We start from the raw sequence: 15,130 nt of genomic DNA, 5'->3' as shown, positions 1-15,130 counted from the left end.
GATGACAGTTTCAACCGCCGAAACACACCCTCGCCTGGTATGGGATTCGCTCACGTCCCCTCGACATTTCTCACAGGAAGGGACGTACAAATGACCTTCGCAAGCCCCTTTTCAGACGTATTGATCCCAGACGTCAGCGTCTATGAATATCTCTTTGGAAGCCTTAGACCGGACGAGCTCGATCACGAGGCTGTCGTGGATGGCATCACCGACGAAGTCACGACCTACCGCACCCTGGTAGAACAAGTGCAGGGCATCGCCGGTGCGCTTTCCGCTCGCGGAGTCGGCGTGGGCGACGTTGTGGCGCTTCATCTTCCAAACCTTCCGGTCTTCGTTTCGATCTTTCACGGCATCTTGCGATCGGGCGCCACAGCGACCACGATCAATGTCCTAAACACATCAGACGACATCTGTTCGCAGATAGAGGATTCGGGAGCGACCCTTGTGTTCACCATGTCAGCGTTGCTGGCGCCAGCCATGGCCGGCGCAGCAGCGGCGGGGCTGGGTGCTGATCAGGTAATCGTGGTCGACGGGAGCGCGGACCACACTTCTTTGAACGATCTACTCGCGATGCGAGCTCCAGCACCAGTGGTGGCTATAGATCCCGCCACACACCTTGCGGTACTTCCATATTCTTCCGGGACGACGGCACGGCCCAAAGGCGTTATGCTCACCCACCGCAACCTCGTCGCAAACGTCGCTCAATCCGCGCCGCTCATCGGAGTGGTTCAAAGCGATAGGTTGCTCGCTGTACTTCCATTTTTTCATATTTATGGAATGACTGTACTTCTTAACCTCGCTGTGTTTCGCCGCGCGACATTAGTGACGATGCCAAAGTTTGAACTCGCCAACTTTCTACGAATCGTGCAGGACAACTCGTGCACCTACGTTTTCATCGCGCCGCCCATCGCTCTCGCGCTGGCTAAGCATCCGCTCATCGACAGTTACAACTTGTCGAGCGTGCACACGGTGTTCTCCGGCGCGGCTCCCCTAGACGGCGGAATTGCAAAATCGCTCGCGGACCGACTCGACTGCCGAGTTCGGCAGGGCTACGGAATGACCGAAATGAGCCCAGTCTCGCATGTCATACCTCTCGAAGACGACCATGCGCCCCTCAGTTCGGTCGGTGTAACGCTGCCAAACATTCAGTGCAAACTCGTCGATCCTATGACAGGCCAAGAAATTGACCGTCCTTCCTTTGGCGTCAGCGAGCCCGGCGAGTTGTTGTGTAAGGGGCCAAATATCATGCTCGGTTATCTGGGCAACTCCGAGGCCACGGCCGAAACCTTCGACAGCGATGGATTTTTACGCACTGGCGATATCGCAACCCTAAGTTCTGAGGGGTACGTCACTGTCGTTGACCGACTGAAAGAACTCATCAAGTACAAGGGGTACCAGGTGGCACCCGCCGAGCTCGAAGCGATGCTTGTCAGCCACCCCCTGATTGCCGACGCAGCGGTAGTCGCTGGATACGACGTAGATGGCGAGGAGGTGCCCAAAGCCTTTGTTGTTATTCAGACCGGCGCTCAACTCAGTGAACTTGCCATTATGAAGTTTGTGGCCGAACGCGTAGCACCTCACAAGAAGATCAGACAAATCACCATCATCGACAGCATCCCGAAATCATCGTCGGGGAAGATTCTGCGCAAAGACCTGCGTATGCTCCGCGGCAATCCAATCGAAACATAGTGTCAAGATCCCAGACATTTCCTCACTGAACAGGCCGCTTTGGAATGCTTGTATCTGGTCACTCGCGGTTTCGATCCCATCGGAGTGGGCCGAGCCCGGTGGACGATGCGCTGGAAGCCAGCTCTCAACGCCTTTGCCTTCACTTTCCGTGGCCGCTGGCCGCTGGCCGAACGCAGAATCCCATTAATGAAAAATACCGGAAACACCGCTACCGAGACGCGCCCGATATTACAGCTAAGGCGGCGGCCCGACGACGGTGTAGCCACCAGAACGTGCCGGCCGCCAGAAGTAGGAGCACGGCTCCGGAAGATACGAGGGTGATGAACAACACTGGGGACTCATTAGGGGCGACGGTTTCACCGACTCCGGTGTCGGGGAAGGTGATGGTGGCCGCGGCTTCGCGCTCGACCAGTCCGCTCTTGAGCGAGAGGGTGGCATCCCACGGGCCGTTCGGCAGTTCGTCGGAAAGAGTGAAGACCACTTCGCCTGAGTCACCGGGGGCGAGGGTGGTGGCTTGCTGCACGGCGAAGGGGCCCGCGCTGAGACCGGCGGGGCCGTTGGCCAGGGTGAGGTCGCCGGAGATGTCGACGGCTCGGCCACCGGTGTTCGTTACCTCGGCTGAGACCGTCGGCTTTCCCCCCGATTCGCGAGCGGGGGTGAGGGCGCCGATGTGAAAGTCTGCGGGCGGCCCGTTTCCGGGTCCGACGGATAACAACATCCGTATTCCGGCGCGCGTGGCCTGCACAACTGATGAGCCACCGATGTCGGCGCTGCGTACCTCCGCCCAGATCACGGCGTAATATTCGCTTTCGGCGGCATCGGCCGGAATGCTCACGGTAACCGGAATGCGAGCTGTCGCTTGCGCTTCGAGCGTGAGTCGTTCCCCGCCGAACGTCGTCCACCTGGTGAGTTCGTTGACGGACGGGTCGCTGTCAGCCGTGAAAAGTCCGTTGCCGATCGTCGCCGCCCCCGTGTAGATGCGGACGGTTCTCGTGGAGTCCGATTGGTTGGAAACCTCGATGCGACGCTCAATTGTCGCACCCGGAGACACGCGGTCCACGATACCCGAAAGGGCCCTCGGGTCATTTTTCGCCGTCTCAGGAACGTCCACTAGTCGAATTCCCACGCCAGACGATTCTGATTCCCCCCGTGTTTCACCGAACGTCGGGGTCCCCCCGGCGAGGAAGGCCACAACGAGGCCGACAAGTATTAGATTTCGCACGATGGGTAGCCTTGGGGTCAAGATAGTGGATCGGAGACGAATGTGAGGCACCGGTAGTCCGGTGCCTCACATTGAACGCGGCGCTACGCGGTGGTGACGGAGTGCGTGATCGTCGACGTGTAGGTACCGGCCAGAGTGTTGGCTGGGATAGGAACGCTCAGGTCTGCGCTCCACGTCGACTCGTTGTTCCCGGAAACGTTGGTCGCCGTCTGCTGGACGAACGCCCCACCGGTTGTTCCGAACTGGACTGTGCCTACCGCCACAGAGCTGGTACCCAGGTTTGCGGTTTGAGTCGCGGTCCCTGGGGTATAAAACCCTGCACCTTCCACGGAGATTTCGGTAGCCACGCCTGTTCCAGCAGTGAAGTCAGCCATCGAAACGGATGACGTCCACCCGGTCGTGCCGGCGCGGTCGTCCGTTACGGTAATGCCGGCTGCGATTCCTGAAACGGTCGTTCCGGGAGCGGCGGCTGCGCCCGCGGTCCCAAGAAGGGCGAAAGACGAGCCGGACGTGATGGACAGCGCACCCCCCACGATCTCGATCGTGGCGGTCTTAGGAGTCGGTTCGTCATCTGCCATAGCCGGCGTGACTGCGGCACCGACGAGGGCGACCGAGCCGATAAGGGCGAGGGCCGCGAAACTGGACTTACGCATGGTAAAGCCTTTCGGATCAGGTGAACTGATCGACGTTAAGCGTGAAGCCCCCGTGTCGCTCAGCCGGTCGATTATGTCGACCAACTTCATGCTACGCATGCAGCTAGGATCCGGCCAATGAGGCATTCGGCAGGCGTTCTACCCCCGGATCCGTGCCACGACTAGGATCGCGGGCTCTTGCGCAAGCCATACCCCCAAGGCGTGTCCCCTACTCTGGGGTCGACAGGTCGGCTAATCATTTGGTTTAGCCTCAATGCCATCCAGATAAGTGTCACTGGTGGTCTCTGGCTCGTGAACGGGTTGTGATCAATGTGCGGGGTGACGACATTTGGCGGGCCCTTTCGCGACCTTGCGCTTGAGAGCTCGAGGACTTGAGGGTTCGATCGGCGTCGTCGTGCGGGATGCAGCCGTCGGCGAAGGCGAGAACGAGGGCGGCGTGGCGCAGTTGAAGGAGCCGGGGATTTTCGGACAGGATGCCTACCTTCATTCACGCCGTGTCCGACAGTTCAGACGCTGCCGTCGTTACGCATCTTCTCCTCCGGTATCTCTTGTTGGCCGAAGGACTGCGATCTCACCTGGTTCATGCGCGGCATTCGTCTGGCAAGGGGCTGCGACCGCCCGGTTCGCCGGTCAGCACCCACCCTTCAACGTAGGAGCTGTCTTTAATCTGGCTTGCGGTGTTCTCGGCAGCTGTCACCTCGCGCAAGTATTCGCGGAGCACGCCGACGCTGACCGGTGAGCTGCGGCCACCGTCAAACACCCAAGCCATTTGTGTGAACACGGCCCCGCTGAGCGTGTCATTGCCCACATCCGATAATGCTTCGTTGTAGGTAGAGGCAATGACAAGCACGTTGTCTCCACGTTCGATGTCGTTAATGCTGAACATAAGGTTGACGGCGTCACGCAAGTACGGGAGACCAGACGCATCGGTGAAGATACGCCCGGACCGTATTTCGCTCTCCCCTGCAAGCGTCGATAGCATCCCTACCTGACTTTCGTCAGCATGAAAGAACTGGCGGATGTCCTGCCAGATACCACTGTGAAGGTCTCGGACAAAAGCAGTGGAATCGGGAATATTCGCTGTCATGACAGTTTCGAACGCGGCAGGCGAGCAGCCGATCGGCGGTAGCCCAGACTGTGCGCCCGAAAAAAATCATCTTTGACCTCAACATCGTTGAATTGAACAGCTTCGAACGTCGTGAGGTTGGCGTTAGGGCTCGTGGTTGTGAGTCGTACCGTCGGTCCACTACTAGTCAGCGTTTCCACCTCACCCATTTCATTTTCGGATTGTGTACGCAAGAGATATTCCGTTGTTATGGACAATTGTGTTGTCGAGCCGACGCCTACACAGGTCCACTATTTTTTTCCAGCTAATAAATCCCGGGTGCCCACCCGGTTCACCGAAACGTCACTGCAGGTACAGCCGAGCCGTTGTGCCACGTCACAGAGGCATGTGGAGGCAGGGCGCGACAACGCCCCGGGTAAGCGAAAGGGGAATGCATGATTCACAACATCACAGGAGACGTTTTCACACGGAGACGACCTGGCCTAGCCACATGAATGTGGCCCACCCTCTCCACTATGTGAAAAGAAACAACTGGGCCGTAATATCTCTGCCGAGAAATTTCCGCTCAGGAAACGTCAACTGCATTTGGTATGTCGTACGCATATTCATCAAGCGACACACTCAGTTTGTGCCGCAAAAAGTAGCTAACTAGGTTAATTACTTTCGTAGTGCTAAATGTAACGGGATGAACCAAGTCAAATTTCCAAAAAAATAACCCAGTTCGGGGAGAGGAAAGTTGATGGCGTATGGTTCCACGGAGCTGCCTCAGGCGTTTTGAAAGCACGGGACGCCTCACGCATCGGTAACGATGCCCGCGGAGCGCATTTCGCCGTCACCATCCAGCGTCGACAGCTCCCCTGCCTGACTTTCATCGGCAGGGAAGCTGTCGAATGTCCTGCCAAATACCTATGTGAAAATCTCGAAAGAGAGCAGGGGATCGGGGATTTTTGCTGTCATAACAGCTTTCATGCGCGGCAGACGGCCGGCGGAACAGACTGTGCGCCCGTCGAATTCACCTTCCAACTCAACAGCTTCGAACAATGTAGCGCTGACGTTGGCGCCTGTAACTTGAAACATTGTGGTCAATCCACTACTCATCAGAGTCTCCGCACGACCCGCTTCACTCTGCAGTACGTCTTGCCATCACGCCCATCGTCGACGCTGTCACCCAGCCACAAGCCATGAATGACCCGCACTGTGCTATCCACCGGATCCACGAGAACAGCGGGTAGCTGACCGCACCGATTCACGCCGACCAGAACGAAAACTGGCCATCGCGCAAATCGGCGTCGTAATGTCACGATTACTTTATTCACACAGCTCCTTGAACTGCCTAGTTTTTTAAGGTTATGCAGTCCATAAGGAACAGCAATACCCCCCCCCCCCCNCCCCCCCCCCCCTTTCGGCCATTCGTTTCTCTGACCAATACAAGACACAGCGAAAAGGATCTTCCCCTCAACGCCGCCAGATAAGTCCGAAAGCCCCACCTGTCGGCTCTGGCTGCTTGACTATCACCATGGACGCCGCATTATTTTCTCCTGCTGGATATGACGCCGATTTCTTTGAAATTCCTCTGGCGCTCCCGGCTCCTCCTGTAGGGACCCTAATTCGTGAACTGCTTTACACACATTTCACCGTGCTTCTCGACCCCGCGCGGCGCCTCGCGATTGCGACCGGCGTCAACATCGACGGGGATTACCTCGTTACCGTTGACCGAGGCGACGACTGGCACCTCGACTCGCGGATACCGCTCTACGAACAGACGGGGGAGGGCGTCTACGCCAGAAACGACCTCGACCGCGGGCACCTCGTCCGGCGCCAGGACCCGGTCTGGGGCGATATAACGACAGCCCGCCGAGCAAATTACGACACCTTCGCTTACACCAACGCCGCCCCGCAAGCAGCAGACTTCAACCAATCGAAACAACTCTGGCTCGGCCTCGAGGACCACGTCCTCACCTACGCACGCACCAACGGTAACCGCATCAGCGTGTTCACCGCTCCCGTGCTCTCAGCCGAGGACTCGACATATCGCGGCGTGAAGATCCCGCAAGCGTTCTGGAAGATCGCGGCGTGGACCACGACTGCGGAAGGATCCACTGTTCTGCACGCTGCTGGGTTCGTCCTCGACCAAAGTCCACAGTTGAAAGACATCGACCTCGACACCGTCCGCGCTCCAGCCCTCATGTACGGCACTCCCCCACCGCTTGGACCGTACCGCACCTATCAAGTGCCTATCGTCGACATCGTCGACCTCACCGGGCTCAACCTGGCCGCCCTGTCCGAAGCAGACGTCTACGCCCCGGCCCCAGCGATCCGAGAAGGCACCGGCCGTCGAACGCGCTGGGTCGAACTGATCGACACAGCAAGAATCCAGCTCTAAAGCGGCTCTCCTGACGTAACCGTGGGTCCGTTGGGAGCGCCTTAACGGCCGCACGCCGCTCTCCGCCTAGGTTTCTAACTGTCAAAGGTAAGAAACTTAGGAACGGAAAAAGCGGCGTGCGAACTCTAAGAATATGGCGAACCCTCCTCGGTGTCGAGAACACGTTCGTCGAGGACATCGATCTTGATCTGGAGGGCAGGATTTTGATCGCGTCGGTGCGTCCGATGGCGCCGAGGCGGAACCGATGCGGATCCTGTCAGAAGCGCAGCCCACGCTACGACCTCGATGACGGGCGGCGTCGCTGGCGAGGGTTAGACGTGGGCTCGATTCAAGTTCACCTCGAAGCCGACGCACCCTGAGTGTCCTGCCGCGTCCACGGCGTCACCGTCGCCGCCGTCCCCTGGGCTCGGCACCACAGCGGCCACACGATTCTTTGACGACCAGGTCGCGTGGCTGGCCACGCAAACATCCAAGACCGCCATCACCGTGCTGATGCGCATCGCCTGGCGCACCGTCGTCGCAATCATCACCAGGGTCTGGGCCGACACCGAAAAGCAATACGACCAGTTCGCGGACCTGACACGGATCGGGATCGACGAGATCAGTTACAAGCGCGGCCACAAGTATTTGACCTGCGTCGTCGACCACGATTCCGGCCGCCTCGTCTGGGCCGCACCGGGCCAGGACAAAGCCACCCTCGCGACGTTCTCTGACGCGCTAGGCCCTGAGCGTTCAGCGCAGATCACGCATGTTTCCGCGGACGGTGCGGCCTGAATCGCCAGTGTTGTCAAGGAACGAGCGCCCAACGCCGTTCGGTGCGCTGATCCGTTCCACGTCGTGAAATGGGCCACCGAAGCCCTCGATGACGTCCGCCGAACTGCGTGGAACGATGCCCGCACAGCCGCCCGCCACAACGATGCCCGACGCACCCGTGGCCGGCCTGCCGCCGACGCTCCTGCTCGCCCGGACAGCGCCCGAGCTGCCGGCATCAAGAACTGCCGCTACGCCCTCTGGAAGAACCCGGAAAACCTGACCGAGAAGCAGCAAGCCAAGCTCGCCTGGATCGTGCAGACCGACCCTCGCCTGGCACGCGCCTACTACCTGAAGGAAGGCCTCCGGGTGATCTTCACACTGCCCCTCGACGAAGCGACCGAAGCCCTCGACAAATGGGTCGGCTGGGCCCGACGCTGCCGCATTCCGTCCTTCGTGAAACTGCAGAAAAGCATCGTCAAGCACCGCACCGCGATCCTCGCGTCCATCGAATACGGCCTCTCCAACGGCCGCGTCGAATCCATAAACACCAAGATCCGCCTCATGACCCGCATCGCCTTCGGCTTCACATCACCCGACGCCCTCATCGCCCTCGCCATGCTCAGCCTCGGCGGGCACAAACCCGTGCTCCCCGGACGAAATTAACCCACGGAAGAGTCAGGAGAGCCCGATTTTGGACTAGATCTCAACCGTCGCTGACACGAGTTTTCTCACATGATTGAAACATAACTTAGTACCCCTCGCTTGGGGTCTATTAGGTCGCGTCGCCGAGGAGCATACTAAGTGTCTTTCGTGCGGAGGACATCGTGCTATCTATTGCCTACGTGAGTGCTGTGGCGGTCCCCTTGTCGGATGAAGACATCGCTGAAATTCTCGTGCATGCGCGAGCAAAAAACGAGGAGAATCATCTCACCGGTGCACTCATTTACCACGAGGGCAAATTCATACAAATTCTGGAGGGGCCCGACAGGGAAGTTCACGCTCGGTTCGCCGCTATTTGCGCAGACTCACGGCACCGCAATGTCAACAAGGTGAGTGAAGAGCAGATCCTCTTACGCCAATTTCCCAAATGGACGATGGGCTTTCGGCCCCTCTCGAGTATTGCGGTGAAGCAATTGGCCGGATATGACGATATTTTTGATGGAAGTACCGGCAAGGTCCAACTGGGAAAAGCCGACCACCAGGCAGTGAGCTTTCTTGAATGGCTCGGCCGACACTGGTTCCCACCGGAAGATGTCAACCTGTATAAGTCAGTTTCTTGAGCTGCCGCGGATATCTCGGACAGTGGGCCCTCTTAAAATGAGGGTTCGCTGAAAGTAGAGATCAACATGGCCGCAGCACGTAGGCGTTTCACCCAAGACTTCAAAGACGAGCTGTGCCGTGAGGTGATCAACACCTCCAAACCGATCAAGGACGTCGCCACCGCATACGGCGTCAGCCCCGAGACGCTCCGGAACTGGCTCAACAAATACCGCGAAGCCAACGGCGGCACCGAAACCGACTTGACGGTCTCGGAACGGGCCCGTTTGAAGGAACTCGAGCGGGAAGTTCAAGAGCTGCGGGCGGAGACCGCATTCCTGAAAAAAGCCAGCGCTTACCTCGCGCGGGAGCAGCGGTAGTGAGCAAGTACGAATACATCGACTCCCAAAAATCTGAGCCCACCAACCGGAACTCAATGGTGCAAATGTGCCTCTGGCTGGCCGTCTCCACGTCCGGCTTCTATCACTAGGGAACGCGTCCGCAATCGGCGACGTCGGCCCGTCGCGAGGCGCTGATCGCCCGGATCCAGCACTTCTTTGAGGAGTCCGACGGCACCTACGGATACCGTCGCATCCACGCCGACCTCGGCGCGGAACAGACCGAGTGCTCGCCCGAGGTGGTGCGGCAACTCATGCGCCAAATCGGCCTCGTCGCCTGCCAACCACGGCCCTTCCGCATCACGACCGAAGCCGATGCGAATGCGGCCGCGAGCATGCCCGACCTCGTCAAACGCGACTTCACCGCCGACTGTTAACGCCGACTGAAAGTAGGGCCATAAATCGATTTCGAGACGTCAGTGGTTGGGCATCGCGAAGGATGCTGCAAACGTGGCCCGTATTGAAACGTGGTTTCGCCAGGATCGGTTTCGGTTCCTAGTTTCGGTTCCTGATCGCAGCGTCAAGTGCGCTCATGAGTTGTGACAGTCGCGACCTTCCCCGCGGTGCGACCGGATACCGGCGAAGCACATCGGGAAGGGGAAGAATGGCGTGCGCTGCGAGTGCACTGATGGTTGCCCTGCCCACACTCTCATCGCCATCCGCTTTCAGCTCGGCGACCCGCGCAGCACAGGAAGCGGCCCGGAGTATGTGACCGACCTGCGTCGCCCTCGCTATCAGGTGAAGGTATGCGGCGGCCGCGGCATCGCCGCAAGCGAGCGCCGCCAACTGTGCAATCTCGGTCGGCGCGCTCTTTGCCGCGCGATGAGCAGCAAAGGCGGTTGTTCGTTGGAGGTTCGTTCGCGGTGTTCCCTCAGCAAATGCCAGTGCTGCAGTGAGTGCTTCGCGCGGACGCGTGTCGTCTGGTGCGTCAGCCTCGAACTCCGCGAGCACGGTCTGCGCACTCTCGGCGGCGAATCGGACCACGGCTCGCAACTCATTCATCGTCAGGTTGAAGTCGTCGCTCGCTGATGCCATGACCCTATTGTCCCGTCCGCTTGCATGAATCCTCAGCCCGAAACTAATCGTTTGCGAGCAGCCAAGCCCACAGCAACAACGCCCGCGAGCTTCAGCAATTGGGACGTGCGTGATTTTTTGCGCTCTCTGGCGGCATTCAATGATCGCTATTTGGCACATCGAACTGATTTCCCGCGCCGGTCCTGAGCGGGGTCAGCGTCTTGTATCCCATGGGTTGTGCGGCACTAATGTGCCAAATTATGGTCACAGAACGTCGCCTAAGATCGCTCACAGTCACAGTCACAGTCACAGTCACGGTCAAGGAAACGACGTGGGTGTCTCATGAATGATTGTTTAAAGGCTGGCGCAGTATCGGGTTGAGCCTGAGTCGCATTTTGGTTGTGTCGAGAATTTCGCTCGACTGAGATCGGGGTGTTATGGGGCGAAGAGGAGAACGGTGAACATGCCGAACAGCATGAGGTGGACAGCTCCGTGGAGGGCAGTGGTGCGGGGTGAGAAGTAGGTGATGATGCTCGTTGCTAGTGTCACTGCGATGAGCACCATGTTTGCTTTTGATTCTCCAAGAATGACTTCTTGGCCTGTGGTTAGGCCGATGATCAGTACTGTCGGGATGGTGAGTCCGACCGTGGACACGAACGCCCCGAGCCCGAGGTTGAGAGTGCGTTGGGTCTCGTTGGCCAGCGACGCCCGAACTGCGGTAATCGCCTCTGGTGTGAAGACGATGATCGCGATGATCACCCCGCCCAATGCGGTGGGGGCGCCCGTGGCTTCGATGCCAGCGTTGACCAAGATCCCAAGGTCGTGGGAGAGCAACACAATCGGCAGGACGGTACCAACTAGCAGGAGCATCCGCCGGACAAGCTCGCCTCTGCCCACGCCGGCGCCGACGTTGGCGTTGGCGTCGACGCCAGCGACAGCGGTTGCACGAGAGTCGGAACGGGATTCGGGAATATTGGAGGTCGTGACGCTTTCACAGAGCGGTTGGGCGTGGCTGGGCTGTGTGAACAACGCCCGGCTCTTCCCCGTCTGCAGGTAGATGAAGAACCCGTAAAGTGCCGCCGCCAGTACCGAGACGGCGATGGCCTGCGCAGGCACCAGACTCCCGTTGGATGTGGACACTGTGAAGTTTGGTAGTACGAGCGTGCACAGCGACAACACTGCGATCATCGCAACATAGACCGATGCGCCTTCCCTGTTGTAGCGCTGCGGGCCGTGCTTCATGCCGCCGAGGAGGAGAGAGACACCCATGACCCCGTTGATGATGATCATCATGACGGCGAATACTGAGTCGCGCGCGATCGTCGTCGATTCCGACGGCCCAAGCATGACCGAGGAAATAAGGACCACTTCAATGATGACGACGGTCAACGTCAGAATCAGCGTGCCGAATGGTTCTCCCAGCTTGTGGGCTAGCTCCTCAGCCTGGTGGACGACTCCGAACGCGGCGACCATGATCGCTGCGAGGACAATCAGGAACACACCCACCGCAACTGCCACACTCGGCGGGTGTGCCACAAGGTCATGGCCGACTGTCAACACGCCGATCGAGACGAGCCAGGCGATCGCGAGGGTCATCGTCGTTGATCGGCTCAGCAGCGCCGACCAGCCATCGTTCGAGCAGACCTGGGTAGGGGTGTGAGAATCCGTGTGGCGCTTGATGGGCATGAGCCTGCCTTTATTGGAGGTCGTCCCCCTACAAACCGCAGCGTCCGAGGTCGTCCCGTGACGCATGAACACAGCGCGCATTCACCGAAGAGACGATACCAGAATCGTGGTTTTCGCCGGAGATCACCGGCTTCAGGTCAATACCCGACGTGTCTCGCAACTTGCATGTCTTATAACCTATGTGTTTCGACACACTGAGGTTGCGAGACACCTCCCGTATGAGGATTGCAACGGGCGAGCCACGCGGCGCCTTGGTCCGAGGGTGCCCGCAAGCGGAACCCCCTATGGGACGAACAATTGCGGTTCAGCCTTTAGATCCGGCGTGCGGGATAAGTCAGAACAGGACGCGCACATAACTATGGATCTATCGCTAAGCATTGGTATAGTTATTCCATGGCCACGTTTGACGAAAAGTTACCCTGGGCGCCAATCGGTTACGAGGAACGGCCCTGGCGCAGCGTCCAAGACGACTATGGTTCACGAACGCAGAAGCGTCTGGCATCCGGGCCGTACTTGGCATCGGTGCCCGCATTCATTGCCGATCTCGATATCCCGCTGAGCAGCGAACTCCACGCGGTGACCGAAGAGGCCGCCAGTGAGCTTGCCCGCTTCGATGCCGAAGTGGGACAGATCGCGGCACCATTCGCATCCATTCTCCTGCGCACGGAGAGCGCCTCCAGCTCAGAGATTGAGAATCTCACGAGCGGAGCACGCCAGATCGCGCTGGCGGAGCTCGGTGAGCACGCCTCGAAGAACGCACAACTTATCGTCGGCAACGTCCGAGCAATGCAAGCGGCCCTGGCACTGTCCGAGTCCATCGACGGACGCGCCATCCTGGAAATGCATCGCGCACTCCTCGAGCACAGCAATCCGGACATCGTTGGTTACTGGCGTGACCAACAGGTCTGGATCGGAGGCGGGAACCTAGGGCCCCACACCGCACAGTTTGTGCCACCGCATCACGATCGAGTCCCCGAGCTCATGGATGATCTCGTCGCCTTCGCCAGCCGCGACGACCTTCCTTTGCTCGCTCAGACCGCGATCGCTCACGCTCAATTCGAAACCATCCACCCGTTCCCTGACGGCAACGGAAGGGTCGGTCGCGCTCTTATTCAGGCGATGCTGCGCGCGGGGAAGCTCACTCACAATGTCGCCGTTCCGGTGTCCGCGGGGCTCCTCCACGACACCAGTCGATATTTCGAGTCCCTCAGCGCATACCGGTCCGGAAATATTGCCCCGATAATCCGCTCCATCGCGGACGCATCGTTCGCCGCGGTGCACAACGGACGCATCCTCGTAGTGGATCTAGAAACTGTGCAGGTCGACTGGCGCGGGCGCATCAACGCAAGACGAGACTCGGCGGCCCATCGACTAGTAGGCGTTCTGCTTCGTCAACCCGTGATCGGAGCGGCCGCAGCCGCGGCTGAGCTTGGCGTCTCGACCGTCAACGCTCAGGTCGCTATCGACCGACTCGTTGACGCTGACATTCTGACTCAAATTACCGACGGACGGCGAAATCGAATCTGGCTCGCCAAAGACGTCGTTCGGGTCCTTGACGAATTCGGCGCCCGGGCGAAGAGGCGCCGATAGCGGGTGTTCCGCGTCGCCGGTTGAGGACAACATGCAGAGCCGGGGGTCGGGGCGCGCAATGTCTCATAGGGAACCTTGAGTGGGGCAGTTACAACGTACCGGCGGAGGATCCCCGACCGAGTCGGCTGCGTCGCGGTGTGGGCGTTGGGTTAGCGTGGGTTTATGACGCGCGTGTGGCTGACGGAATGGGAATGGGCGTGCTGTGGCGATGCTTTTGCCATCGGCGATGAGGTCGACTTCGGTATCGAGACGCGAACGCCGCATGCTGCTCTCGCTGACATGCTCGGACCGGAACTATTCGCCGCGGTGGAAGCGATGGAGTCGCACCATGAGGAAGAGTTCACCGATCGTGTGCGCGGCCGGGTAGTCGCGGTACACGAGGTCACGCGAGACGTCATCGAGCGTTGGTCATTACGTCGTCCCGGCCACGGCGCGCCGCCGGAATCGATCAAAGCGGCGGACGGCGACGAGTGGGCGGAGGTTGGCCGCGAGTTCGGCAACGGAGCGTTCCTCGCCCGTTCCCCCTCTCGATACATGATCGAGATCGAGCCAGTTACGAATTCAGCGAGGTTAACCTCGGCTCAGGGAGTTCGGCTGCGCATCGATGACGACGACGAACCGCTTCCTCGCGTCGAAGGGACCGCTGTTCCACCGCCCGAGCAACGCCGACGCTCGCTGGAAGGCTGGCTCGTTGATGTCGAGGAGCACGCGTAGAGTGTCCGCTCGCGGAACGCGGAGCGGGCACGACAAGAAATCACGCGGGCTCTAGGAATCTCCGTTTCACGTGATTCGGCGACGTGCCATCTTGTAGCCTCAAGGCATGAAGCCTCGTCGCGCTCTCGCTCTCGCCGGATTCGCAACTGTGTGCGCAGTGGTCTTGAGCGGGTGCTCCGTAGACACGCTAATTTGGGGGAACGACGGTGCTCAAGTTATCCAAACTACCGAGAACCTCATCAAAGACCTCGCTTCTGGCGGGACATCTGATCTCGTTTGCGAAGACGCCGAAGCCGACCTCGGTACGGCAAAAGATTGGGAAGGCCGCTCTGCAGGCGAGCCGGAACGGTTCTTTGCCGACTACTGGGATGAACAAGTACCACTCGATCCGCAGTGGAACATCAACCTGGAGGGTCTTCCCGAGGGGGCGACTCCGGGTGACAAACATCCCGGCTACGTCTTTTACCGCGAAACCGACGATGGTCTCTGCGTGATCGATGTCGCATGGTCGACACTCATCGGCTGACGCAGCCGAATTTTTCCGCCACCCCTGTGGCTATTGAAGAAGAGTGGCGGTGCTCTATTGCCGCAGAATAGCGGCATCACCGCCCGGGAGCGGAACCCCTACCGGTCACGCGCATTCCTCAGCGGGACATGACCCCGGAAGGCTCAGGCCTTACGAGCCGCCACAGAGAACACCAGCGG

Annotated in this window: 12 protein-coding genes and 3 pseudogenes; 9 read left to right on the top strand and 6 right to left on the bottom strand. The window is 59.4% G+C overall.

The window, feature by feature from the left end; translation table 11 throughout:
* Positions 1–90: 90 nt before the first annotated feature.
* Both CXY77_RS02290 and CXY77_RS02285 read left to right on the top strand, forming a co-directional pair.
* Positions 91–1,689, top strand: coding sequence for an AMP-binding protein (locus tag CXY77_RS02290; protein WP_104129538.1), 1,599 nt, complete (start codon positions 91–93; stop codon positions 1,687–1,689).
* Positions 1,690–1,704: 15 nt separating this feature from the next.
* A pseudogene (locus CXY77_RS02285) lies at positions 1,705–1,860 on the top strand (IS256 family transposase); the annotation flags it as partial.
* 37 nt (positions 1,861–1,897) lie between these two features.
* Here CXY77_RS02285 and CXY77_RS02280 read toward each other — a convergent pair.
* The 4 genes from CXY77_RS02280 to CXY77_RS19805 form a co-directional block, all read right to left on the bottom strand.
* Entirely contained in the window at positions 1,898–2,740 is an 843-nt protein-coding gene (locus tag CXY77_RS02280; protein ID WP_140425446.1) for a hypothetical protein, read from the bottom strand.
* Between the two features lie 254 nt (positions 2,741–2,994).
* Positions 2,995–3,564, bottom strand: coding sequence for a hypothetical protein (locus CXY77_RS02275; RefSeq protein ID WP_104129536.1), 570 nt, complete (start codon positions 3,562–3,564; stop codon positions 2,995–2,997).
* A 580-nt stretch (positions 3,565–4,144) separates the two neighbouring features.
* Positions 4,145–4,651 carry a hypothetical protein gene (locus tag CXY77_RS02270; protein ID WP_104129535.1) on the bottom strand — a complete coding sequence of 169 codons (507 nt, stop codon included), beginning with the start codon at positions 4,649–4,651 and terminating at the stop codon, positions 4,145–4,147.
* An 885-nt stretch (positions 4,652–5,536) separates the two neighbouring features.
* Positions 5,537–5,728, bottom strand: a complete 192-nt coding sequence (locus CXY77_RS19805; RefSeq protein ID WP_140425445.1) for a hypothetical protein — start codon at positions 5,726–5,728, stop codon at positions 5,537–5,539.
* A gap of 418 nt (positions 5,729–6,146) precedes the next feature.
* Here CXY77_RS19805 and CXY77_RS02260 point away from each other — a divergent pair, with 418 nt between their 5' ends.
* The 4 genes and pseudogenes from CXY77_RS02260 to CXY77_RS02245 form a co-directional block, all read left to right on the top strand.
* Positions 6,147–7,013, top strand: coding sequence for a DNA/RNA non-specific endonuclease (locus CXY77_RS02260; RefSeq protein ID WP_104129533.1), 867 nt, complete (start codon positions 6,147–6,149; stop codon positions 7,011–7,013).
* A gap of 116 nt (positions 7,014–7,129) precedes the next feature.
* Positions 7,130–8,429, top strand: a pseudogene (locus tag CXY77_RS02255) (ISL3 family transposase).
* A 161-nt stretch (positions 8,430–8,590) separates the two neighbouring features.
* Positions 8,591–9,046, top strand: coding sequence for a BLUF domain-containing protein (locus tag CXY77_RS02250; protein ID WP_158252748.1), 456 nt, complete (start codon positions 8,591–8,593; stop codon positions 9,044–9,046).
* A gap of 66 nt (positions 9,047–9,112) precedes the next feature.
* Positions 9,113–9,792 (top strand): annotated as a pseudogene (locus CXY77_RS02245) (transposase); the annotation flags it as partial.
* Between the two features lie 124 nt (positions 9,793–9,916).
* Here the strand turns inward: CXY77_RS02245 and CXY77_RS02240 are convergent.
* Entirely contained in the window at positions 9,917–10,456 is a 540-nt protein-coding gene (locus CXY77_RS02240) for a putative immunity protein (RefSeq protein ID WP_104129531.1), read from the bottom strand.
* A gap of 414 nt (positions 10,457–10,870) precedes the next feature.
* Entirely contained in the window at positions 10,871–12,202 is a 1,332-nt protein-coding gene (locus CXY77_RS02235; protein ID WP_199181843.1) for a calcium:proton antiporter, read from the bottom strand.
* A gap of 312 nt (positions 12,203–12,514) precedes the next feature.
* Here CXY77_RS02235 and CXY77_RS02230 point away from each other — a divergent pair, with 312 nt between their 5' ends.
* From CXY77_RS02230 to CXY77_RS02220, 3 genes are all read left to right on the top strand, one after another.
* The gene (locus CXY77_RS02230) at positions 12,515–13,711 is read left to right on the top strand and encodes a Fic family protein (protein ID WP_104129529.1); all 1,197 of its coding nucleotides are present in this window, start codon (positions 12,515–12,517) and stop codon (positions 13,709–13,711) included.
* A 162-nt stretch (positions 13,712–13,873) separates the two neighbouring features.
* The gene (locus tag CXY77_RS02225) at positions 13,874–14,425 is read left to right on the top strand and encodes a DUF6578 domain-containing protein (protein WP_104129528.1); all 552 of its coding nucleotides are present in this window, start codon (positions 13,874–13,876) and stop codon (positions 14,423–14,425) included.
* Between the two features lie 106 nt (positions 14,426–14,531).
* Positions 14,532–14,951: a hypothetical protein gene (locus CXY77_RS02220; RefSeq protein WP_104129527.1), complete on the top strand. Its 420-nt coding sequence runs from the start codon at positions 14,532–14,534 to the stop codon at positions 14,949–14,951.
* The last annotated feature ends 179 nt before the right edge of the window (positions 14,952–15,130 follow it).

This window comes from Cryobacterium sp. N21, from assembly GCF_002929575.1.
Taxonomy (GTDB): domain Bacteria; phylum Actinomycetota; class Actinomycetes; order Actinomycetales; family Microbacteriaceae; genus Cryobacterium; species Cryobacterium flavum.
This window is presented reverse-complemented; position numbering and strand designations above follow the sequence as displayed.